Here is a 25675-nt window from a genome sequence, read left to right on the forward strand (position 1 = left end):
TAAGGTTTTGGCGTATATGATTATAATGTTTTCAGAGCAATTTTAATAATGCTTTCAACAGAAAGCACTTCGGCTGATGATTTTACGGCGCCGTCCACTGCTTTTTCTGCAGCATTTTTGGCAAAGCCCAACATCACCAAAGCACTTAACGCTTCATCTTTAGAAGTATTATTTTGAGGCACAGAAATTAATGTTCCCGAGCCGTTTTTCTTCAATTTATCTTGCAGCTCCACAATTAAACGCTGGGCAGATTTTGGCCCAATACCTTTTATCCGCTTAATTTGGTTAATGTCACCTTGGATAATTGCTTGCTCTATCTCTGTTGGCGATATAGACGAAAGCATCATGCGCCCGGTATTTGGCCCTATCCCGTTTACAGAAATCAGGTGCAAAAACAAACGGCGTTCGCCTTCATCGGCAAAGCCAAAAAGCGTGTGCGAGTCTTCTTTTACCGAAAGCCAAACATATAGTTTACAGCGCTCTTGGTCTTTAAGCGCGCTGTAGGTGTTTAACGAGATATGGATATGGTAACCAATTCCGCCGGCCTCAATAACCACATAAGTAGGGCATTTAAAGGCCAGTTTACCGTCAATGTATTCGTACATCTAAATAAATCTAAGAGGTGTTAGCTGTTTTGTTTAGCTTGCGCATCTACCACTGCAATGGTTATCATGTTTACAATCTCGCGCACCGAGCTATCCAGTTGCAATACATGTACAGATTTGTTCATGCCCAATAATATAGGGCCAACTGCTTCTGCGCCACCAATTTCCTGCAGTAGTTTATAGGCAATATTTCCGGCCTCTAAGGTAGGAAAAACTAAAGTATTAGCCGGCGCCGATTTTAACTTCGAAAAAGGGAAGTTATCATTCAGCAATGATTGGTTCAAGGCAAAGTTGGCTTGCATCTCGCCGTCCACAGTCACTTTTGGATGTTTTTGGTGCAAAATTTTAACCGCTTCGCGCGTTTTTTCGGGTATTTCGCCTTTGTTTGAGCCAAAGTTGGAATAAGATAAAAGTGCAATGCGCGGGTTAATGTTAAAACGTTTTACAGATTCGTTCACCAGCAAAGTAATATCTACCAACTCGCTAACAGTTGGGTTAACGTTGATGGTGGTATCAGCGCAAAAAATTGGGCCTTTTTTGGTGAGCATGAGGTACATGCCTGCAACCCGGTTAACACCTTCCTCTGTGCCTATAATTTGTAAAGCCGGTTTTACGGTGCTTGCGTAATTTTTGGTTAGGCCAGATATTAATGCATCACCGTCGCCAAACTCCACCATTGACGCCCCAAAATAATTTCTATCACGCATGGCTTTTCGCGCTTCATAAAGGCTGATGCCTCTGCGTTGGCGTTTTTTATACAGGTTTTGCGCAAATTTCTCCAGCATTTCAGGTTCTTCCATCGGATCAATAATGGTAACCCCGTCTAAACCCAGCTCATGCTCGGCAATAATGGTGTTGATGGCTTTTTTATTGCCCAGCAGAATAGGAATTGCGATGCCATCGTCTTTTACAATCTGCGCGGCTTTTAATATTTTGTAATTATCGGCCTCCGCAAAAATCACCCTTTTAGGTGCCGATGTTGCTTTCTCTGCAATGCCGCGCATGAGTGCGTCATCCATACCTAAACGTTTTTTCAAAGCTTGCGCATAGGCATCCCAATCTTTAATCTCGGCACGTGCCACGCCAGAGTTTATAGCTGCTTTTGCCACCGCCGGCGCTACTGTTGTAATCAGTCGGCTATCCATTGGTTTTGGGATGATGTAATCTCTGCCGTATCTGAGGTTTTTAGCATTATAGGCCACATTTATGGCTTCGGGCACAGTTTCTTTGGCCAAAGCGGCAATAGCGCGCACTGCTGCCAGTTTCATTTCTTCGTTGATGGTAGTGGCGCGTACATCTAGCGCTCCCCTAAAAATATAAGGAAAACCCAGCACGTTGTTCACTTGGTTAGGATAATCAGAACGGCCGGTGGCCATAATTACATCTTTACGGGTTTTAACGGCCAGCTCATAGTCTATTTCGGGGTTGGGGTTAGCCATGGCAAATACAATCGGATTTTTCGCCATAGACTTTAGTGCTTTCGCAGATAAAATATCGGCAGAAGATAAACCGATAAAAACATCGGCATCTTTAACTGCCTCTTCTAAAGTATTAATGGGCCTGTCGGTAGCAAACTCCGCCTTTATTTCGTCCAGTTTTTCCCGGTTTTTGCGGATAACACCGCTACGGTCCAGCATAACCACCTTTTCTTTTTTTGCACCTAAGGCAATGTATAAGCGGGTGCAAGAAATAGCGGCCGCGCCGGCACCACTTACTACAATTTGCAGGTCTTCAATCTTTTTGTTTTGTAGTTCACAGGCGTTTAACAAAGCAGCGGCAGATATGATAGCTGTACCGTGCTGATCATCGTGCATTACCGGAATTTTCATTTCGGCTTTTAAACGCCGCTCAATCTCAAAACATTCCGGCGCTTTAATATCCTCCAGGTTTACACCGCCAAAAGTGGGTTCGAGGGCTTTAACGGTGCGCACAAAATCGTCTACATTGGTTACGTCCAATTCTAAATCAAACACATCTATATCCGCAAAAATTTTAAACAGTAAACCTTTGCCTTCCATTACGGGCTTTCCGGCCTCGGGGCCAATGTTCCCTAACCCTAAAACCGCCGTTCCGTTACTAATTACAGCCACCAAATTGCCTTTTGCCGTGTATTTATAAACGTCTTCGGTATTCTCGGCTATTTTTAAACAGGGCTCTGCCACGCCCGGCGAGTAGGCCAAGGTTAAATCGCCTTGCGAGGCAGTTGGTTTTGTAGGGATAACTTCTATTTTACCGGGACGGCCGTCAGCATGGTAGTCCAACGCATCTTGCTTTCTTCTTGCTTTACTCATGGCTTTAATTTAGGAGGTGTTAGGTAAAAATACAATTCTTTAGGTCTTTTTTGACGGGAAATGCCGTTGATAAAATGAAAGAAGGTGTTTTAGCTTGACAACTATTTTTTACTTAGGGCTAAGGCATAAGAGAACAAGGGATAGGAAGTAAGTATAAAGACGTAGCTTAGATATGAGATTTGAGACGTGAGATTTGAGACAAGGGTGCTACTATCTTAGATAAAACTAGCGCGCGCTGTCGTACTCACTCATTCAAAACCATTAATGATAGAAGGAGTGAATGAATGAAGGTGTGAATAAGGTATTCAATCATTCAAAATTCAGTCATTCAAAATTTACTTCTCAAAAGTATCACTTCAACACCTCTTTCAATTTTTCTAAAAGCGCCGGGCCGCGCAGGTTTTTAGCGATAATTTTTCCTTGGGGATCTATCAAAAAGTTTTTTGGGATGGCGTTAATGCCATAATCCATTGCAATCTTTTGTGTGCGGTCCAAAAGGTTTGTCCATACCAAACCATCGTGTTTTACAGCAGCGGTCCATTTATCTGCATTAGAATCTATGGAAACGCCTAAAACCGTAAAATTTTTGTCTTTATATTTTTCGTAAGCCTCTACCACGTTCGGGTTTTCTTGTCGGCAGGGACCGCACCATGAAGCCCAAAAATCCAGCAACACATACTGCCCTCTAAAGCTCGAAAGTTTAACCTTTATATTTTCTGCGGTAGCTTCTTCAAAATCTGCCGCGCTGGCACCTAAGCCGGTTTTGCGCCCAAGCTCTAACTTTTGCGATACCACTTTCGCCAAAGGCAATTCTTTTAAAGACGCATCCAAAGCATCGTAAGCTTTTTCCACCTGCGGAACGTCCATTTCCTCCGTTGCCAAATCATTGTTTAGCACAAACAAGCTGACGTAACTCTTCGGATTTTTAGTTATAAAATCAGCAATCTGCGTTCTGCGTTTTTCTAGCAAAGCCTCGTAACGGTCTTGAAATTTTTGAACCACCGCCTCTTTAGCGCGTTCGGTATCAGATAAATTGCCAAACTCTTGGTTCAGCGCAATCAGCTCATCCTCGGTGGTTTTTGTAATTTTGTTTAAAGTAGCGTAATCATCGGCCACATCCAAACCTTTAACATTTGCTTTTGCGATAGAATCTTTTGCGGTTAAAGTGGCATTGCCCGGCTCAATAAAAAAGCGGTAAATATCCTTTGCCGTTCCGCGGGTATTTAAATCGTTGCCGCTATGGTCCAGCAATAAAATGGCTATGGACGGCGCGTTTAAATCGATATTAAACTCGAATTTACCTTTTGCCGTTGTTGCCGAGTCGAGCTTTTCGCTACGGCCTTCCACATGGACCAGATATATCTTTTTATCGTTCTTTAAACCGCTGATTTCGCCTTTTAAAGTGAATTTATTTTGCGCAGTAGATAAGAGAGGCAACAAAAGCAGGCCTAATAAAATTTTTTGCATTATTGTTTGTTTTTGGGATGCAAATCCCGTTTTTAAAATTAATTCAGTTTATGGTAGGTACGCCACCAAAGATCGGGCATTTCGCCCGATATGGCCAGCTGATAATCTTCATATAAGCACGGCACCATATGGTAACGCTCATTTTTAGATCCCATTGTAGGGTAAGGCACCTGCATCCACCATCTATCGGTTTTTTTACTTTTCACAAATATAAGCTCGTGCGCATCCTCTTTTAGGCTGGTGCGGTAAATCACATAATCGGATTTTGGGTTCAGCGGAAAATCCTTTTTACGGCTGTAATAACCGTCTATAAAGCACCAGATCATTTGCGCCACCAACATGGCCGTTTGACCGTTTTGGTCGTATGCCGGGTTCATTTCAAAGAAACCTATCGAGCTTAATTTATCGCTGTAGCCGGCATAACGACACATTTGGCAGGCTTCTTCGCCATAAAAACCGTTAGGGCCGGCATTGGCATTCCCCATAGCGTCTGATGCGCGGATGCTGGAAACATCAAAACTGATCATATCCGCACTGCGGATGGCCGGCTCGGCAACGTAAACCGCACCGCTAATTTCGCCCAAACGCTGTGCATCAAAAAACAGCTTATCCATTACGCGCAAAGTATCTTGGCTTACAAAATAGGTTTGGTAGCCCAAATTGCTAAAGTTGAAAAGGTAATTAGGCTGGTGCAAAAAAATCTTGTTCAGGTACGATACCGAATTGGTGCCGATGGTATCTTCCGCCGTTTCATCCAAATCAAAATGCGAATCTATCACCAACAAATCCACCTTTTGTTCCAGCTCTTCATAGGCCATATATTGCGCGTAGGTGAGGTCTTGGCTTCCGCCGATAACAATGGGGCAGATATTTTTCTTCACCAGCTCGGCTACCACCATTTTTAGCGCAATGTAAGTGTCAGAAAGTTTTTCGCCTGCCTTGATATTGCCCAAATCGGCAATTTTGCTTTTAAAAGTGCCTTCGTTTAAGCTATACAGTTTTTCGCGGATATAATCTGGCGCCAAAGCGCAGCCCTCGTTGTTCACCGCTCCACGCTCTTCTTGCACGCCTATCAAAGCCAAATTAAAATCGCCGTTATCTATATCCGGAAAATCATCCTCAAAAACAGAAATATGCGTACCCAGTTGCGAGCTGATGTAACCGTTTTTAGGCGTAAAATTTGATGTTTGGACAGGCGAAAAGAAATCGGCTAAAGACATATTTGAACTGAATGATTTCAAATATCTTGTTTTTATGCCAATTGCTCTAATTTTTTTGGGAAAGTAGCTGTTTTAACATTTATGGCGCGGGGCATAAATAAATTTTAACTTTGCTTGCGCGATGCTTTAGTGGCATCGGGCGGTTTAGCAGATGATTTTAGTTACAGGAGCAAGCGGATTTTTAGGCGCCGAGCTGGTGAAGCAGCTTTTGGCAACAGAAAGCCATGTGCGTTGCTTAAAACGGAAAACATCCGCAATTCCTAAAAAACTGCAAGCTTTTTCCGAGCGTATTGAGTGGGTGGAAGCTGATATTTTAGATTTCTCTGATTTAGAAGATGCTTTTGATGGCGTTAACCAAGTGTACCATTGCGCCGCTTTGGTTTCTTTTGATGAGAAACTAAAAGCCCAGATGCTGGCCGTAAACGCCGAAGGCACAGCAAACGTAGTAAACCTCTGTTTGCAGTTTGGCGTACAAAAACTGGTTCACGTAAGCTCTATTGCGGCTTTAGGCAACGGAGAAAACGGCGCAGCCATTACCGAGAAAAGTTTTTGGGAAGGTTTTGAAATTAAAGACGCCTACGCGGTATCTAAATATCGGGCAGAGATGGAAGTTTGGCGCGGTATGCACGAAGGCTTAAACGCCGTAATTGTAAACCCCTCTGTAATTATAGGTGCAGATGCGGGTACACAAGGTAGTGGCGCACTGTTCCAAACGGTAAAAAACGGCATCAGCTTTTATACCGCGGGCGCTACCGGTTTGGTAGATGTAGAAGACGTTGCCCGTTGTATGATTTTGTTGATGCACAGCAGCGCCAGCCGTGAACGTTACATCCTTAATGCCGAAAATATATCGTACCAGAAGCTTTTTGCCAGCATTGCTAAAGCCTATAACTTGCCGGCGCCGTCCCGCTTAATAAAACCTTGGATGTTACATTTAGCGTGGCGCTTTTCTGCTTTTGCCAAGCTGTTTTTAGGTAAAGATTTGGGCTTAAACAAAACTGTTGTTAAAGCATCGCAAACGCAAAGTTTGTATGATAACAGCAAAATAAAAGCCGAATTGAACTACCGCTTTATCCCGCTAAACGAAAGCATTACCAAAACGGCAAACGGTATAAAATCTGCTTAAAATCAGAAATTTTAGCATTTTAAAAATCATTTTTGCACTTTCGCAATCTAAAAACTATTGCTTTGAAACCATATTTTATCATAGATTTTGATAGCACTTTTACGCAGGTAGAAGCGCTGGACGAGCTAGCCCGTATATCTTTAAAAAACCATCCGGATAGAGAGCTGATTTATCAGCAAATTGAAGATTTAACAAATATGGCCATGGAAGGCAAGCTCTCTTTTACAGAAAGTTTGGCCGGCCGGGTAAAACTACTGAATGCCAATAAAACCCATCTGGATTTGTTGGTGAAACACCTTAAAAAGAAAGTTTCTTCATCGTTTCAACGCAATAGAAACTTTTTTAAAAAACACGCGGATCAGGTACTAATTGTCTCTGGCGGTTTCAAAGAATTTATTACACCGGTTGTTAGTCCGTTCCACATCAAGAAAAAGAACATTTATGCCAACACCTTTGTGTTTGATGTAGATGGAAATATCATCGGTTACGATACCGAAAACCCACTGTCGCAAGAAAACGGTAAGGTAAAGCTGTTAAAGCAAATGCCTCTGAAAGGCGAAATTTACGGTATTGGCGATGGCCATTCCGATTTTCAGCTGAAAGAATCGGGCATGATCAAGAAATTTTTTGCGTACACAGAAAACATTGAGCGTAAAACGGTGGCCGCCAAAGCGGATCATGTGGCGCCAAGTTTTGACGAGTTTTTGTACGTAAGCAATTTGCCGCAGAGCATATCGTACCCTAAAAACCGCATTTTATGTTTACTGGTGGGCGATATTCCGCAAGAAAGCATCGACTATCTGAAAAAAGATGGATTTTCTATCCGCCATAAAACCACTTTTGAAGAAAAGTATGTGAAAGACGTGGGTATGTTGCTGTTGGCTGATGGAGAAACTATCCCAGATGAAAAGCTGAGCCGTGCGGTAAAGCTGAAAACCTTAGGTTACTTGGGCAATGCAAAAGATAAAATCAATTTAGATATTTGCACCCAAATGGGCATGGTAGTTTTTGATAGCTTAAAGGCACCAAGCAACAAAACTTTAATTGCCAAACGCATGGCCGATTTTATTAATACCGGAACCACGTTTAGAAGCACCAACTTTCCTAATTTGCAGTTGCCAAAAATTGCCGGTTCGTACCGTTTAATCCACATCCACAAGAACGTGCCGGGCATTATGTCTAAAATAACAAAAGTGCTGGCCAAGCATCAGATTAATATTTTAGGACAGTTTTTGATGACCAACAACCAAATTGGCTATGTGATTACAGATACCGATACCAGTTACGATAAAGCTTTGCTTAAAGAGCTGAAGAAGATTGAGGACACCATTAAATTTAGGGTGCTGTATTAATAAAATTATTACTTATCTTTGCATTAACAGTACACGCCACGCTACCCATAAGAACAGCGTCCCAGGGCGTGTCTTTTGTTTTATAAGCTCCCCAAACAATTGCGATGTACCTTAAAGAAGCGTTAACAATGGTTTTAAGGAAGACTGGCAAAACGAACCACTTTGGTTAGACTAGCTTAACCATTTCAAATAGATTACCATGAGCGAGAAAACCATGTTTAAGCTACAACTGCCTACCGACCCGTTCTGGGTGAAAAACGTTGTAGAGAGCAATATTGAAGAAATACTGACAGACCATGCTTATTGCGAGCAAAAAGCGGCCAGCAACGCCATCACATTAATTATCCAAAATCCGCAGATACCAGAACTGGTTTCGGAAATGGCCGAACTGGTGAAAGAAGAAATGGACCACTTTAAGCGCGTGCACGATATTATTATCGCCCGCGGGTATAAATTAGGTTTAGAGCGCAAAGACAACTACGTGAACGAACTGATTAAATTTCTAAAAAAAGGCGGCGGCGAAGCCAAACGTACCGAAAACATGGTGGACAGGCTTTTGCTTGCCGCGATGATTGAAGCCCGTAGCTGCGAACGCTTTAAAGTGCTTTCTGAGCACGTAGAGGATAAGGAACTGGCTGCTTTTTACAACGAATTGATGATTTCTGAAGCCACACATTACACCCTTTTTATTGGCTTGGCGCGCAAATATGGTGTAGGCATTGAGGTAGACAAACGCTGGGAGCAGTGGTTGGCTTACGAAGGCGAAGTGATTAAAAACTACGGAAAAAGCGAAACCATACATGGCTAAGCCGAATCAAAAGCCGAAAGGTTTTTTCTGTTTTGATAGCGAGCAGGAAGCACTTTGGATACCCAATCCGCATTTACGCTGTGGGCGAAGCCTAAACTTTGCCAACCCGCTATCTTACATCTTGGTGATTCTGTTGCTATTAATTGCCGTGCTAATTACAAGACTGTTCTAACCAAGCCACATCCCTTCCTAACATTTCCGCACAATAGACCAAGCGTTTATAAGGCTCTGAAAAAGAAATAAATAGTTCCGGCATCGTTCCCGACAACGATTGCACAGTTTTATCGCACGAAAAGCTTTTTTGTTGGCATTTAAAAGGCTATCATTGATTAACCAATTTATTGTTTAACCTGAATTAGCGCAGTGTTGGAATTGCTAATTCTCAAATCAGAAATTTTATGAAAAAAAGTTTACTTAGTTTATTTGGAGTGACTGTTGGCGTGCTATCCGTGTTTAGCACAGCTATGGCTCAAACACCAGCTTCCGGACAATGGTTATTAAACTCGACTACTACTAACACGGGTAACGGGTCAGGAGAGATAATTGTGTCCGATCAAACGATGTCTGGATTAAATTTAAAGGGCTATAATGATATTACAGCAGCTACTCCATCAACAACTGGAATTAATGAAAATATCACAGTCAATGCTCAGCGGTTAAATACCACAGATACCGACAACAAGTGGCCTGCAAATGAAACAGCGCCGGTTAGTACAAGATATACTGAATATCAGATTGCACCAGCAGCGGGGAAGGACTTAAAGGTTCAAACTGTTTCAATAGATTTTGGAGACGCAGGATCGACATCTATGATGAGAGTTCATATCTATTACTCTATTGATGATTTTGCTACTCAAGTAAGACTGAACCCGGTTACAGATCCAGATGATGGCTTAATACTCCCAAAATACGATGCTAACACGAAATGGATGCGTGCTTCCTACACGACTTCTGTATTAGTTCCAAACACTAAGACATTCAAACTAAGGGTATATCCATGGTGGCCAAGCTCTAGTAGCAACACAAAGTATCTAGTGCAATCTAACGTAAATATAACGGGTGTTACAGGGGCTCCCGGAACCCTTCCCCTCAACTTCCTATCGTTCACTGCCAAGCCAGATGCTTTTGGTAAAACTGTAGCTTTAAACTGGTCTACCACAAACGAGGTGAATACTGCGAGTTTTGCAATCCAAAAAAGAACAGACAACGGAGATTTTGCGACTATCGGGAACATCCCATCAAAAAACACCGCTGGTGTACACCACTACAGCTTCGTAGATAACAATGCTAGCGCAGGCAACAGCTATTATAGAATTGTGCAATACGATAATGACCATTCATCTAGCAACAGCGAAGTACAAGCGGTAAGCATTAAAGCTAGTGCAGGTGCGGTAAATATTTATCCAAACCCGGTTGCCGACGTTTTAAACGCAAACCATAGTGCGCTACAAGCGGGCGCTACCGCAAAAATCAGCAACAGCAACGGAAGCACCGTTTTGCAACAAGCTTTAACGGCAGGTGCTACCCAAAGTTCCATTGATGTATCGTCACTTAAACCGGGCGTTTACATCTTATCTATCAGCGGACTAGCAGCGCAAAAATTCGTTAAGCGCTAATATCAAAACTTAACAAGGGAGGCGACCCTTCGCCTCCCTTCTTTACACCCATTACACCTTTTTAGATTAGTGATGAAAGCTTTTCTTAATGGCCTGGGCACGCTATGCCTGTTTTTTTGCATTTCCTATAACGTAAAAGCGCAAACAACTTTAATTAATACGCAGTTTACAGAGAGTGCTTTACCCGCATTTGTAAGTAGCGACGGCACAATAAACACTACTAAAGCAGCCGACGGTATATGCAGCAAGGGAATGATACAGGTCAACAAAGGACAGTTTATTGAGTTAGATGTAGCCAGTTGCTCTTCATTAATTATGAATATGAAGTCAACGTCCGAAAATTCTGCCAGAACAGTAAACGTAAAATACAAAATCGGGACGGTAACCGACTATAATAATGTTGCAATGCCTTTAACGGTACAATTAGCAGCATCTTTTAACCTTACGGATATTTATCCAGAGCTAATCAGCAGCGAAAATATCAGCATCCGCCTAGAACCTGCAAACGGCAACATCCAAGTGCATGATCTTGTTTTGCTTTCAAAAGGCTTAAGTTCTGGTAATGCCATTACGTCTTTCAAAATGAATGGACAAGTTGGCGACGAGCTTGTAGACGCAAACAATCATACCGTATCCATAAACGTATTGGCAGGCACGCCTCTGGCAAATGTTGCTCCGCATAGCATTGGCATTTCGCCTTTTGCAAGTGTTAGCCCGCAAGCCACCGCCCCACAAAATTTTGCGCTGGGCAATCCGGTGGTATATAAGGTTACCGGAGAAAATGGCGATTTCCTGAACTGGACGGTGATTGTGAGCGAGGTAAGCTCGGCGCAAAAGGAAATTACCGATTTTAAACTTAAAAAATCTCAGCTTGGTAAATCCATTATTGACGCTTCCTCTGGCGCAATTACGGTAAATGTACCCGATACGGCAAAGCTGGACGACATTGTTCCATATTACATTTATACCTCTGACCTAACCAGCGTATCTCCAGCTATCACAGCTACACAAGATTTCAACAATCCGGTTGTTTATACCGTTACTGCGGCGGACAACTCGACGAAAACGTGGACAATTACCGTAAACAAAATAGACATTAACGGTTTCCCGGGATTAGATTTGAGCCAAGTTGTGGGCTTCGCCTCTGTAAGCGCAGATGGTTTTACGGGGCCAACAACTGGGGGCGCGGCACAAATTACCGGACGCACAAATGACACGGTTTATATCAACGGGCCTGATGAATTTGCAAAATTCTGCACCATCCTAAAAGAAAGAATTAAATATAAAACATACAGCAACAATCCCTTAACCATTGTACTAGAACCAGGCACTTATACGGGCGCCGGCGGTACAGAGAGTGTTTGGGCTAATCAAATGCTCACTATCCAAGAGCAAGAAAACCTAACCATTATCGGTCGCCGAAACGTGGTGCTCAATTTCGGCATCAACGTAAAGCGTTCTTCAAACATTGTGATCCGCAACTTAAACATCAGAGATTATTATGACGACGGCATCAACATTGGCGAGCCCGAAACGCACCACGTTTGGGTTGACCATTGCACCGTGGGCCACCCGCTCAATATGCCGGCAGACCCAGAACATCCGGACGGTGGGATTGACGTAAAAAACGGTGCCAGCTACGTTACCATTTCGTGGACAAAATATCAGAACAGTTATAAAACCGGACTAGTAGGGCATTCTGATTCTAACGGCGCAACAGACAACGGCAGATTAAAAGTTACGTATTACGCCAACCATTTTTTCCATACCAATTCGCGCAATCCTCGCGTACGCTTTGGTGAGGTGCATGTATTAAACAATTTAGAAGAACAGGTGCAGCTTTATGGTATTGCGGCGGCCAATGGTTCGTCTGTTTACGCGGAGAACAATTTCTTTTTAAACACGCGTTGGCCAATGTATGCCGATAGAACTACGACAGATTTCAAAGCCCTTTACGGATATGGATCTGATGCCACATTTTCATCAAAAACCGGCAACTATCCTGCTTTAGGTTTAAAGCAAGTTGGGAATGCTTATGATGATGGCGGCTTGCCAGCCATCACCGCGCAGATAAATGCGGCCATGTTAAATCCGGGAGGCCGTTCGGTAAAGTTTGACGAATTAAATCCGGAGGCGGTATTTAACCCGTCATCTTACTACACTTATACCGCAATGGACGCCAACGTGGTGCGCAAAATAGTGCCTTTGCTGGCTGGTGCCGATGTAATTGACTTTTTTCCGAAGGCATCTACCGCAACAACGCTTCCGCTCACCTTATTAGCATTTGATGCAATTGTACAAGACCGCCTAAACCCAAAAGTACGCTTAACTTGGACCACCACCAATGAATACAATACGCAGGATTTTGAGGTATTAAGAAAATCTGACGAAGGCAACTTTGAAAAAATTGCCATTGTGCCCGCTAAAAATACTGCTGGTGAGTTCACTTACTCAGCTATTGACGATAAGCCGTTTTTAGGAAGCAATTATTATCAGCTAAAACAAAACGATAAAAACGGCAAATACAGTCTAAGTAAAACGGTAGCGGTTTCTTTTAAGCCAAAAACTAATTTGAAATTATACCCAAATCCGGCTACAAGTGTAGTAAAGGTAACACATCCTGCTGCCCTAACAAGCGGTACCATCACATTGGTTAGCGCCGACGGGAAAGTTGTTGCCGTGCATAAAATTGCGACAAATAGCAATGAAACTTCTATAAGTCTGGACGGATTAACGCCCGGATTTTACACCCTTCTTTTTAATCAGGGCGCAGAGCATGTCGCATCCAAATTCATTGTACAATAAATTATCACAATTTCAATTAACCCCTGTCCGCAAACATCAGATGAAAAAAATAATCGCCTTACTTTTATTTACAGCAGGCGTATCACCGTCGCTACAAGCTACAACTTATCCTGTAAACAATGTGACTGCCCTAAAAACCGCTATTGCCAGCGCTGTCGCGGGCGATGTTATTGTAGTTGATGGTGGCGAATACCTCTTTACCGCCCGTTTAGACATCAAAAACAAGAACGGAACGGCGGCAAAAAACATCCAGTTAATTGCCAACCCATCGTCAGCCACACGGCCACGCTTTAATTTTTCGGCGCAAGCAGAAGCAAGCGCTAACCAAGGTATTTTACTGGAAAATTGCAGCTACTGGCTAATTAAAGGGATTGATGTTTATAAAGCCGGCGATAATGGAATGCAGATTAAAAACTCGAGCAATAACATTGTGGAGTTCTGCACATTCTCTGAGTGTAGCGACACAGGCCTGCAACTGGATAACGGCTCGGCAAATAACCTCATTTTAAACTGCGATTCTTATTACAATGCCGACTCTAGCCTGGAAAACGCCGACGGCTTTGCATCAAAATTAAATGTTGGCTCTGGCAACACCTTCAAAGGCTGCCGCGCCTGGCAAAATTTAGATGACGGCTGGGACGGTTACTTAAAAGAAACCGATAACGTAAATACCTTTTACGAGAACTGCTGGGCCTTTAACAACGGGAAACTAAAAACAGGAGCAACCAGCGGTGGCGATGGAAACGGCTTTAAATCTGGCGGAAGCGACGGTAAAGACCTTAAACACAACGCTAGCTACAAAAATTGCATTGCCGCCGGAAATGTTAAAAAAGGCTTTGACCATAACAGCAACCGCGGAGAAGTTACGCTTTTAAACTGTGCGGCTTACGCCAATACACAAAGTAATATGGGCTTTGGCAATACCAATCCGCTAGCTAAGCTCACCATTAAAAACACCTTGGTTTTAGGTGCCACGGGAGATACCAACGCCGGCACAAAAGACATCAGCAACAACAGCTGGAACAGCACGCCGGCCATTACAGTTAGCAACGCCGATTTTGGAAGTGTTGATATTTCGGAACTGGGACAGCCACGGAAAGCTGATGGAAGTTTACCTGATGTGAATTTTTTGCGCCCGAAGGCGGGAAGCGCCCTCATAGACCGGGGTGTTAATGTAGGTTTAACCTACTATGGAACGGCACCGGATATTGGCGCATTTGAGTACAACCCTGCCTTGCCTTTGAACTTGTTAAGCTTTACCCTAAGTAGCCCAAACCAAAACGCAGTAAAGCTAACTTGGCTTACTGCTAATGAAGTAAATACCGGAAAATTTGAGATTTATAGAAGGCAAGAAAGCGGAAGCTTTAAGCTGATTTACACGGTGGCGGCCACTAACAAAACCGGCATCCAAGAATATAGCTTCACAGATTACAATTACGAGAACGGCACTAGTTATTATTTGCTGAAACAAATTGATTTAGACGGAACAGTCACCTTAACCGAAACCAGGGCGATTAAACTGGGCTTAAATCGCGGGCAACAACTTTTGCTGTACCCAAACCCGGCCCAAAACTTTATAGCTATTGATTTTGGCACCTATGCCATCCGCGAGCTTCAAATTTTTGATACAGAAGGGCGCTTGCTTTCAAAAGATATTTCAAAAGATCAGCTATTTAAAAAAGATGTATCTGCTTTACCTAGCGGACTGTACATCTTAAAAATAAAAACAGAAGCAACAACAAGCCAGCACAGGTTTGTTAAAGAATAAGAAACCAGTTAACCAAATAATAATCAATATGAAACAGTTTATCAAAAACTACCAGTGGCAGCACTTTGTGTTTGTCTTACTCATCTTTTTTACTCACAGTGCTTTTGCCGTCAGTTACGATAAAACCGTGGCGAAAGACGGCAGCGGAGATTATACCACGGTACAAGCCGCAGTAGATGCGGCACCCTTAGGACTTACGGCGCCTTACCGTATTTTTATTAAAAAAGGCAAATATGTTGAGCAAGTGACTATACCCAGTAACAAGCCATTTATTCAATTTATTGGCGAAGATGTAGGCCAAACCGCTATCAGCTTTAACAATTATAATGGCAAAGCTATGTCTGGCGGTGGCTCTTTTGGTACGGCCAATAGCGCAACCGTAATTGTAAATGCTAATGATTTCAGCGCTGCGAATATAACCTTTGAAAACACCACCGGAGATTCGCCCCAAGCCCTGGCCATGAATGCTAGTGGCGACCGTGCCTCTTTCAAAAATTGCAGATTTTTAGGTGGCCAGGACACATTTTTAGGTTATAATTCCAAATACCCCCAATCTTTATACAAATGCTATATTGAAGGGGTCGTGGATTTTATCTTCGGAAACTCCAAAACAGTTTTTGACGAATGCACCATTTACGCCAGAGATCGTGCAGACAATAACGGCAGCTACATTACTGCCTCTAACACACGCGAAAGCAAAGGACTGCTGTTCAGGAACTGCGAGATTATCCCAAACAGAGGAAATACCAAATATGTTTTAGGCAGGCCGTGGCAAAATGATGCCGCTACAACTACAGATAAGTCAACCGCGGCAACGGTGTTCATCAACACTAAAATGAGCAACGTGGTAAAACCCGAGGGCTGGGCGGTTTGGGATGCGGGAACAGACGTAAGCAAAATTATTTATGCCGAGTACAATTCCATGAACATGGACGGAACGCCTTTGGATGTTTCTTCGCGCGTTTCTTGGTCCAAACAACTGACAGCCACAGAGGTGGCGGAATACTTGGATAACAACATTGTTTTTAAAGACAGAAACAACGTAGTTTGGGATCCTTATGCGGTGTTTTTGGATGGCAACAATGTACCTTCTAACCGTTTGGCCATTTCAAATTTCAAATACAAAAAGACCGGGGTTGATTTAGATTTTTACTGGAACCTTAACTGGCCAGAAAGCAATGTCACCTATAATTTATACAGGATAGCGGATGGTGGCACGCCAGTTTTAGTAAATACGCAAACCATCAGCAGCAACGATGTAAACCTCTCTTATGCCCCAGCAACAGGCAAAGAAACTGTTCCGCCGTCCATGTCAACCTACGAGTATTATGTAGAAGCTACATCCGCCAGCGGAACGGTGCGTTCGGAAAGTGCAATTATCGCAGCGATACCTGTTTTAGATTTAACCGGCGCACTTCAAGATTTTAAGCAAGGGAATGATAAAGCGTCGGCTCCACAAATTCTTACGCTAAAAGGCGAGTACCTTCTTGAAAATGTAACTGTTACACCGCCAGCTAATTTTGAAGTTAGCGCCGATAATGGCGCAACATGGGCAACAGCAAGTAGCCCCCTAGTTTTGCCCGTAACAAGCGGTTTATTAACACAAAAAACTTTACTGCTACGCTTAAACGCCGCAGCGCCAGGTACATATAGCGGAAATTTAACCATTGTTTCGGGTACCGGAAGCCACAATAAAACCATTGCTGTAAGTGGCGAAACCTACGACCATCCTATTTTTAACAGCAAAGTAATTGCGAACATCGCATTAACTGATCCTGCAAAAAACACAGGCAGCACTTATCTTAAAAACGGCTTAAGCTCGGCCTCTTTAAGCTTGGGAAGCTACGTGTTATCTAACAAAACGTCGGGCACAAATGCCCCTTACACCGCAGATTACGGGATACAGTTTGGCCCTAATGCAGACGGCGGAGGCTGGGGAGCAAGCGATATTAAAAACATGAACGACAAAACCAAGTATATCGAGGTTGCGGTAAAAACAGCATCAACCCACGAGGCAAGGGTTGATTCGTTATTGTTTAACCTGGCCGTTTTCCAAACTTCGGGAAACTTTGCCGTGGAATACTCAACAGATGATTTTGCAAGCAGCACCCTGTTAAAAAGCGGCTTGTTAAACGGCAGTCCGTTAACTGTTGCAGGTTCTTATGCAACCTTTGCCGGTGGCACTTGGGAATTACTTAAACAAGGCGCCGGAACAAACGTAAACAGATATGCTTTTGCGCTAAACGCAAGTAACGGTGTACGGTTAGATCCCGGGAAAACACTAAAGGTGAGACTTTACTTCCGCACCGGAAGCTCATCCAACGATAGATATGTGACTTTAAAAAATATTGACTTTAAAGGGACTGTTGGTTTACCTGCAGCAGAGGGAGATTTTAAAACCATAAGTAGCGGTTCTTGGATGGATAATAGCATTTGGCAACAGCTACAAGGTGGCGCCTGGGTTAGTACAGCCACTCCGCCGCATTTCGGTACTGGCCATACCTCTTTTATAGAGAATGGGCACATCGTTACCGCACCAAATTTTTCCGATTTGCAAACTGCCCAAGCAAGCTCTTATGGCTATGTAAATTCTTTTGTGGTGCGTGAAGGAGGAAAGCTGATTGTTGAAGCAGGCAAAACTTTAGCGATACACAGAGAGCAACTTTATGTAATAGATGGCGAGTTTGAAAACAACGGAACCGTTAATAATGATGGTAAATTTGATTTTACAATAACGGGTGTCGTAACCAACAACGGAACCTTGAAAATAGACCAAACTGGAAGTAATGTTTATGTGTACGGACAGCTTATCAATAAAGCATCTGTAAACTATAATTTTGTTACGGTTAAAGATCGTGGCGTGTACGAACATGCTGCAAACTCCAGCAATATGCCGGCTAACATTACCTTTGAAACAGGCTCAACCTTCTTAGTTTCGGGCATCACTACATCGCAAACCGACATTTTTAAAAGCTCAACCAATTATTATAACATTATTTGGGACAATAATCAGGCTAGCGGCAAATATTATGCATTCAGAGGTAACATAGGAGCCTCCAATGTTTTAGGAAAGTTTACGGTTAAAAATACCGGCGCAACTTATATCGCATTTAACAACGCCGACATTACCATTGGTTTCCCTGGAGGGTATGAGCAAACCGGAGGCAGCGTAAGGGTTAGGGAAGGCGGAACCGTAAACGGAACTTTTAATATAGGGAAAGATTTTGTAGTGAGCGGAGGAACCTTTGAATCTAACGGAGCAAACGTTACTATCAATTTAACAGGTGTTAACGGCGTTTATAATTATAACGACGTAACCAATAGCCTGTCTAATCTTAATGTTGGCCTTAGTGGAAGCTACACCCTACAATCCCCTTTAAAAGCAAGCACTTTAGCCTTATCCGGAAACGGAAAAATAGCTTTAGGCAACAATAACCTAAATGTGGCTGCTGTAACAGGAGGCTCTGCTACTGCATTTGTAATAACCGATGGTTTGGGTAAATTAAGCATTAGCAATGTTGGGGCAACGGCAGTAAACTTTCCGGTAGGGGCAAATAGCAACAGCTATTCACCGGTGAGCATTAGCAACAGTGGCGTAGCAGATGCCTTTTCGGTATCCGTAAAAAATACTTTCACAAATGCTTTGCCTAGCCCTTCAAAAGCTGTTAATAAAGAGTGGTCCATTAGCGAAGCAACGGCAGGGGACAGTAATGCAACTTTAGCTTTTTCTTGGAACACTACAGATCAAGGCGCAGGTTTTTCAACTTCACAGCTTAGAGTCTTAAATTACGACGGCACCGCTTGGACACAAACCAATGCAAGCTTGAGTGGCGACGGTTCCACAACACCTTACACCGCTACGGCATCTGGCTTTACTACTTTTGGCGCTTTTGCCATTGGAACAGATGGCGTATTGCCGCTGGATTTTACCGGCTTTAGCGCCAAGTTGCTTAAAAATTTAAGTCAAACCGTGCAGCTAAACTGGACAACTGCCAACGAGGTAAACACTTCCCATTTTGTTATTGAAAGAAGTGCAGACGGCAAAACTTTTGAAACATTGGGCACTTTGGCTTCAAAAAACATTGCTGGTGAAAATCGCTATCAGTTTATAGACGAAAAGCCTTTGGCAGGCTTTGCATATTACCGCATAAAACAGGTAGATCAAAACGCTGCTTTTAAGTACAGCACTGTACAAGCCATAAACAATGCAGGCCAAAGTACGTTTGCAGTGTACCCTAACCCAGCTCAAAACGTGGTTTATGTAAGCCATGTGGCAGCAGGTAAATCGGCAAAAATCAGCGTGGTATCCACCTTAGGCAAAAACATATTGCAGGCAAACGTAGCTGCCGGATCTGTAAAATCAACGTTAAATTTAAGCGGTTTGGCAAGTGGCGTTTACCTGCTTTATTACCAAGACGGCGCTAATTCTAGCGTAACCAAACTGGTAAAACCTTAACGCTACAATCAAATACAAAGAGGCTGTTCACCACAACAGCCTCTTTTTTGTTTAAAACCGAGGTATACTACCCGTTTCCGGCAACGATTGCGCAGAAATATCAACCTTAAAGCTTCCTATTCCATGGGCTTTTGGCTAAAATTGTATCATCAACAGGTAATGTACACCTTCAAAAACTTCTGTTTTCAGCATAAAACAACCATTTATGAAATCAAAAATTTGCATCCTAAGCAGTTTTCTGTTAATATTTTCGGCTTACAGCTGTTCGGCCACCAGCCAAAAAAGTTTAAATACTAAACCTACTTCTAAAACTGGCCAAGGCTTAACTAGCGAGATTAAAGTGGCTAACGCTGCCGAGGTTTTGGCCGCGGTAAAAAACGCTAAACCGGGCGATGTTATTTTGGTAAAAGGCGGGACTTATAACTTTGACCAACGCATAGATATTAAAGTAAGCGGTACAGAAGATGCCCCAATTGTATTAAAAAGCGATCCATCAGACAAGCAAAGAGCAACTTTTAACTTTGCGGCTTTGGCCGAGGGCGACTCGAACCAAGGCATTATCTTGCGCAGCAGCTACTGGCATATCAAAGCTATTGATATTGTAAAAGCTGGCGATAATGGCATTTTAATTACCGGCGGGCACGATAATACCATCGAGTTTTGCACTTTTTCGCAATGTGCGGATAGTGGCCTGCAAATATCCGGCGGCGCCAGCAACAACCTCATATTAAACTGCGACTCGTACTTTAACGCCGATTCGAAAATTGAAAATGCCGACGGTTTTGCTTGTAAGCTGGATGTGGGTTCGGGCAATAAATTTAAAGGTTGCCGGGCTTGGCAAAACTTAGATGACGGCTGGGACGGCTACCTTAAGCAAACCGACAATGTAAGCACCACTTACGAAGATTGCTGGGCGTTTAACAATGGCATTTTAAAAAATGGAGAGCCTAGCGGCGGCGACGGTAATGGCTTTAAATCTGGCGGAAGCGATGATAAAACGCTAAAACATAATGCAACTTACGTTAACTGCATCTCGGCCAATAACATGAAAAACGGGTTCGACCATAATAGCAACCGCGGCGCAATTGCCTTATTAAACTGCGCGGCTTTCTTCAACAAAAACAAAAACCTCAGTTTCGGCAGTAAAAACCCGGTGTCTAAACTTGTAATCCAAAAAACAGTGGTTTATGGCAATGTGGGTTCTTTAGTTGCCGATGCTACTAAAATTGAAAACAATAGCTGGCAAAACGAAATGCCTTTGCAAATGGCAGATTTTATTTCTTTAGATGTTAAAGAGCTATCCAAGCCGCGCAAGGCCGATGGAAGTTTGCCAGATATCAAATTGCCAAAAATCTAAACCCAAAAATGAAGCATCTTTTTAAAAATATTTTCTTTTGTTTATTTGTGGTTTTTGCGCCAATTATGGCTTTTGCACAGGCGCAACAATTTAGCTTTACTGTTGCCAAAGACGGCAGTGGCGATTTTAAAACCATCCAAGAGGCCGTAAATAAAGTACGCGACCACTCGCAACAGACCGTAACCATCCACATCAAAAACGGCGTGTACCACGAAAAACTCGTTATCCCTTCCTGGAAAAAAAACATTGCCCTCATCGGCGAAAGCAAAGAAAAAACCATCATCACCAATGATGATTACTCGGGCAAAGACTTCCCAACTAAAGACTTTACCGGCAACCCCAAATACAGCACATATACCTCTTATACGGTATTAATACAAGCAACAGATTGCAGCGCGGAAAATTTAACCATTGCTAACACCGCCGGACGCGTGGGGCAAGCCGTAGCGCTAATGATAGAAGCCGACCGCGTGAGCATCAAAAACTGCAACATTTTGGGCAACCAAGACACGCTTTATACCGCAAAAGACGGGCGCAACTATTTTAAAAACTGCTTTATTGAGGGTACTACAGATTTTATATTCGGCGAGGCAACAGCAGTTTTTGAGGATTGTACCATTAAAAGTTTATCCAACTCGTACATCACGGCGGCATCTACCACACCAAACCAAAAGTTTGGCTATGTATTTTTAAACTGCAAGCTTATTGCGGCAGAAGGTGTTGGTAAAGTTTACCTGGGCCGGCCTTGGCGCCCTTATGCCAAAACGGTATTTATCAACTGCCAGCTAGGCAAGCATATCGTACCTCAAGGTTGGGATCCATGGAAAGGCGATGCCATGTTTCCGGATAAAGAAAAGACCGTATTTTATGCCGAATACAGCAACAGTGGCGAAGGCGCCGCAACAAATGAACGTGTAGCCTGGGCGCATCAGCTAAAAAAATCGGAAGCTAAAAACTATACCGTACAAAACATTTTTTGCGGATGGCAACCCAATTAGTGGCTGTTTTTGGTAACAAAAACATGCAAGCAACTTATGCAATCGTTGCCGGTAACGGTTGCACAAATAAAAACAGCGTTTCGGACTGTTTCGCTATATAAAATCGTTAAAATTGTGATTGATCGCGTAAAAACAAATTCAAAAGACTTTATAAACCAAATGTCCTCTTTAAGATGAAGAACCTAAAGCACGTGCTATTAACTGCACTACTTAGTCCGCTTGTTGCGATGACAGCCGCAAATGCCCAACAGGCAAATAACGACGCGATAGCGTTTGAAAAAGCGTTTAACGTTAAGTTGCCTAGCATTAAAAGCCCTGTATTTAAAAAAGATACTTTTGATGTGGCATCTTATGGCGCCAAAGCTGATGGCATTACTTTAAATACAAAAGCCATTAACGATGCCATTTTAGCTTGTAGCAAAAACGGTGGAGGCGTAGTGCTTTTAGGCAATGGCTTATGGCTAAGCGGCCCAATTATCTTGCAAAACAACGTAAACCTGCATTTAAAAGAAAATGCCGTGCTGCTTTTTACGGCAGATAAATCGCAATACAAACTGATTGAAGCCAACTGGGAAGGCAAAAAAGCTATCCGGAACGAGTCGCCCATTTCTGGCACCAACCTTCAAAACATAGCCATCACGGGCAAAGGTATCATTGATGGCAACGGCGATGTTTGGCGTGCTGTTAAAAAAGAAAAGTTAACCGAATCGCAGTGGAAAAAATTGGTGGCATCTGGCGGTGTGGTAAAAGACGGCCGTTATTGGATGCCTTCTGCCGGTTTCCTAAAGGGCGATACCAGCAAAAACGCATCGGCCATTGTACCTGGCAAAAGCTTAGCAGATTATGAAGAAATAAAAGATTTCTTCCGCCCTAATTTATTGGTTTTAACCAACTGCAAAACCATTTTGCTAGAGGATGTAACCTTCCAAAACTCGCCGGCCTGGTGCTTGCACCCTTTAATGTGCGAGGACTTAACGCTCCGCAATTTAATGGTGAAAAATCCTTGGTACGCACAAAACGGGGATGGGGTTGATGTAGAATCGTGCAAAAACGTGCTGATAGAAGGTTCTTCTTTTGATGTTGGCGACGATGGCATCTGTATCAAATCTGGACGTGATGAAGACGGACGTAAACGCGGTATGCCCACAGAAAATGTAATTGTACGCAATAACGTGGTTTACCATGCACACGGCGGTTTTGTAATCGGTAGCGAGATGAGCGGCGGTGCTAAAAACTTGTATGTGTACAACAACTCTTTCATGGGTACCGATATTGGTCTGCGTTTTAAAACTACCCGTGGCCGCGGTGGCGTGGTAGAGAATATCTACATTTCGCACACCAACATGAAAGATATTGCCGGCGAAGCCATCTTGTTTGATATGTATTATATGGCCAAAGATCCAATTTTACTGGCCGGCGAAAAACGCGAAGATCCAAAATCGGAAATGATGCCGGTTACGGAAGCTACGCCACAGTTTAAAAACTTTTTTATCAAAAACACTTACGTAAACGGTGCCGAGAAAGCTTTATTTATTCGCGGTTTACCCGAGATGAATATCAAAAACATCAACATCGAAAACTCGGTAATACAAGCTGATGCCGGCATAGAGCTGGTAGAAGCGCAAGGCATAAGCATCAAAAACATGTCTTTGCTAACCCGTAAATCCAGCAACTTAATCAGCATCCGCAACAGCTCCGCAGTAAATTTCGACGGCTTTAAAGCGCTTAGCAACTATCAGAGCTTCGCAGAAATTGCTGGCGCAAAAACAGCTAACATTAATTTCATCAATACGCCAATTAAAGATGCAAAACAAAAAAGCACCTTCACCTTTGGCGCAAAACCTAGTGTATTAAACATCAAGTAACATGATCAGATTAAAAAAAATCGCGTTAGCGGCCTTGCCATTATTGGTATTATTGGGCGCCTGCTCTTCCGCGAAACGCCAAAATGTTAACAAAGACGGCAAAAGCTTATCAGAAGCGATGGCTAAAACCATTATGGAGAGGTTCCCCTTCCCGATTGAGAACAACAGCCGCAACTTAAAATGGACTTACGAAACGGGGGTTTACCTTACCGGCATTAGCCAAGTTTGGAAACGTACCGGCAACGGCGAATATTTTGCTTATGTGCAGCGTTGTATGGACGATTTTATTGAGGAAGACGGCAGCATCAAAACCTACAAATTTGCCGATTACAACCTGGACAACGTACGCAACGGCTACAACCTTTTGATGCTGTACAAGGTTACCGGTAAAAAGAAATATTATACCGCCGCACAAACCTTAAGAAAACAGCTGCAAGAGCAACCGCGCACAAAAGGTGGCAGCTATTGGCATAAAAAAATATATCCATGGCAGGTTTGGCTAGATGGCTTGTACATGGCTATGCCTTTTTACACCGAGTGGGCAGCAGATTTTGACGATTACGAAGCCTTTAATGATATTGCAGACCAATTTACGGATATCGAAAAACACGCACGCGACGAAAAAACAGGCTTAATTTACCACGGCTGGGACGAGTCTAAAGAACAGCTTTGGGCAGATAAAGTGACCGGTAACTCGCCTAATTTTTGGGGACGTGCCATGGGCTGGTACGGCATGGCCATGGTTGATGTGTTAGATTATTTCCCTAAAGATCATCCAAAACGCCAAGAAATTTTGGACGTTTTAAATCGCTTTGCGGCAGGCATTAAAAATGCGCAAGACAAAAAATCGGGCTTGTGGTACCAAGTAATGGACAAGCCGGACGGCAAAGGCAACTATCTAGAAGCATCGGGATCCAGCATGTTTGTGTACACTTTGGCCAAAGCAGTACGTATGGGCTACATTGATGCTTCTTACGATAAGGTAGCGCAAAAAGGATACGATGGCATCAAAAAAGAATTTTTAGTGTGGGATGAGCAAGGCAATTTGCACCTAAACGGAACGGTAAGCGTAGCCGGTTTGGGGGGCAAACCTTACCGTGATGGCAGTTATGATTACTACCTGAGCGAAAAAGTGGTACAAGACGACCCAAAAGGTGCAGGTGCATTTATGATGGCCGCCAATGAAATGGAATTGCGCGACATTCCGCAAACCGGTAAAGGCAAAACGGTTGTGTTAGACAACTTTTTCAACAACGAGTTCCGCAACAATATTTTAGGCAAAAAAGAAAGCTTTCATTATGTGTGGAACGAGTGGGACAACAATGGCTTCGGCCTTTTTGGCGAGCATTTCCGTTATGCAGGTGCCAAAACCGAAACCTTAAAAGAAGGCCCCACTGCACAAAACTTAGCTAGTGCTAATGTATATATCATTGTAGATCCGGATACAAAAAAAGAAACCGAGTATCCAAACTACATGCAGGCGCCCTACATACAAAACATTGTAGAGTGGGTTAAAAACGGCGGAGTGCTGTTATTAATGGCCAACGACTCTAGCAATGCAGAGCTGCCACACTTTAATGATTTGGCGCGCCAGTTTGGCATCCAATTTAAAAGCGAATTAAAAAACCCGGTTACAGGCAAACAGTTTGATATGGGCTTAATTGAAATTGCAGCGGGCAACCCTGTTTTTCCTTTAGGCGCCACCACCTATTTAAAAGAAATTAGCACATTAGACGTTAAAGAACCAGCCAAAGCTGTGGTAAACCACAATGGCGACGTGGTAATGGCGACTGCCAAATTGGGCAAAGGGAGTGTTTTTGCCGTGGGCGATCCTTGGTTATATAACGAGTATGTTGATGGCAGGAAGTTGCCGGCCAAATTCCAAAATCTTAAAGCCGCACAACAATTAATACAGTGGCTTTTAAAACAATCTAAATAACA

Annotated in this window: 15 protein-coding genes; 11 read left to right on the top strand and 4 right to left on the bottom strand. The window is 43.1% G+C overall.

The window, feature by feature from the left end:
* Window positions 1-20 precede the first annotated feature (20 nt).
* The 4 genes from ruvA to BCY91_RS01855 all read right to left on the bottom strand — a co-directional run bounded on the left by ruvA (window position 21) and on the right by BCY91_RS01855 (window position 5583).
* Window positions 21-605: a Holliday junction branch migration protein RuvA gene (gene ruvA / locus BCY91_RS01840; RefSeq protein ID WP_120180297.1), complete on the bottom strand. Its 585-nt coding sequence runs from the start codon at window positions 603-605 to the stop codon at window positions 21-23.
* 20 nt (window positions 606-625) lie between these two features.
* Window positions 626-2896: an NADP-dependent malic enzyme gene (locus tag BCY91_RS01845; protein ID WP_120180298.1), complete on the bottom strand. Its 2271-nt coding sequence runs from the start codon at window positions 2894-2896 to the stop codon at window positions 626-628.
* Between the two features lie 351 nt (window positions 2897-3247).
* A complete protein-coding gene (locus BCY91_RS01850; protein WP_120180299.1) occupies window positions 3248-4363 on the bottom strand; it encodes a TlpA disulfide reductase family protein in 1116 nt (371 codons plus the stop codon).
* A 38-nt stretch (window positions 4364-4401) separates the two neighbouring features.
* A complete protein-coding gene (locus BCY91_RS01855; protein WP_120180300.1) occupies window positions 4402-5583 on the bottom strand; it encodes a formimidoylglutamase in 1182 nt (393 codons plus the stop codon).
* A gap of 151 nt (window positions 5584-5734) precedes the next feature.
* On the opposite strand from BCY91_RS01855, the gene BCY91_RS01860 reads away from it, so the two are divergent.
* The 11 genes from BCY91_RS01860 to BCY91_RS01915 all read left to right on the top strand — a co-directional run bounded on the left by BCY91_RS01860 (window position 5735) and on the right by BCY91_RS01915 (window position 25673).
* Complete coding sequence (locus BCY91_RS01860) at window positions 5735-6709, top strand: SDR family NAD(P)-dependent oxidoreductase (RefSeq protein WP_120180301.1); 975 nt, start codon at window positions 5735-5737, stop codon at window positions 6707-6709.
* Window positions 6710-6771: 62 nt separating this feature from the next.
* Window positions 6772-8061, top strand: coding sequence for an HAD-IB family phosphatase (locus BCY91_RS01865; RefSeq protein ID WP_120180302.1), 1290 nt, complete (start codon window positions 6772-6774; stop codon window positions 8059-8061).
* Window positions 8062-8260: 199 nt separating this feature from the next.
* Entirely contained in the window at window positions 8261-8869 is a 609-nt protein-coding gene (gene miaE, locus BCY91_RS01870; RefSeq protein WP_182995279.1) for a tRNA-(ms[2]io[6]A)-hydroxylase, read from the top strand.
* Between the two features lie 398 nt (window positions 8870-9267).
* On the top strand, window positions 9268-10485 hold the full coding sequence (locus tag BCY91_RS01880; RefSeq protein WP_120180304.1) for a T9SS type A sorting domain-containing protein: 1218 nt from the start codon (window positions 9268-9270) through the stop codon (window positions 10483-10485).
* Between the two features lie 72 nt (window positions 10486-10557).
* Complete coding sequence (locus tag BCY91_RS01885; protein ID WP_120180305.1) at window positions 10558-13290, top strand: pectate lyase family protein; 2733 nt, start codon at window positions 10558-10560, stop codon at window positions 13288-13290.
* A 40-nt stretch (window positions 13291-13330) separates the two neighbouring features.
* A complete protein-coding gene (locus BCY91_RS01890) occupies window positions 13331-15058 on the top strand; it encodes a right-handed parallel beta-helix repeat-containing protein (RefSeq protein ID WP_182995280.1) in 1728 nt (575 codons plus the stop codon).
* Window positions 15059-15086: 28 nt separating this feature from the next.
* The gene (locus BCY91_RS01895) at window positions 15087-19514 is read left to right on the top strand and encodes a pectinesterase family protein (RefSeq protein WP_120180307.1); all 4428 of its coding nucleotides are present in this window, start codon (window positions 15087-15089) and stop codon (window positions 19512-19514) included.
* A 205-nt stretch (window positions 19515-19719) separates the two neighbouring features.
* Window positions 19720-20871 (top strand): right-handed parallel beta-helix repeat-containing protein, encoded by a 1152-nt coding sequence (locus BCY91_RS01900; RefSeq protein WP_120180308.1) that lies wholly within the window; start codon window positions 19720-19722, stop codon window positions 20869-20871.
* A gap of 8 nt (window positions 20872-20879) precedes the next feature.
* Window positions 20880-21869 carry a pectinesterase family protein gene (locus BCY91_RS01905; protein WP_120180309.1) on the top strand — a complete coding sequence of 330 codons (990 nt, stop codon included), beginning with the start codon at window positions 20880-20882 and terminating at the stop codon, window positions 21867-21869.
* 173 nt (window positions 21870-22042) lie between these two features.
* Window positions 22043-23734 (top strand): glycoside hydrolase family 28 protein, encoded by a 1692-nt coding sequence (locus BCY91_RS01910; protein ID WP_245988977.1) that lies wholly within the window; start codon window positions 22043-22045, stop codon window positions 23732-23734.
* A 1-nt stretch (window position 23735) separates the two neighbouring features.
* The gene (locus BCY91_RS01915; protein ID WP_120180311.1) at window positions 23736-25673 is read left to right on the top strand and encodes a glycoside hydrolase family 88/105 protein; all 1938 of its coding nucleotides are present in this window, start codon (window positions 23736-23738) and stop codon (window positions 25671-25673) included.
* Window positions 25674-25675: the final 2 nt, after the last annotated feature.

The sequence above is a fragment of the Pelobium manganitolerans genome, assembly GCF_003609575.1.
In the GTDB taxonomy this organism is placed as follows: Bacteria; Bacteroidota; Bacteroidia; order Sphingobacteriales; family Sphingobacteriaceae; genus Pseudopedobacter; species Pseudopedobacter manganitolerans.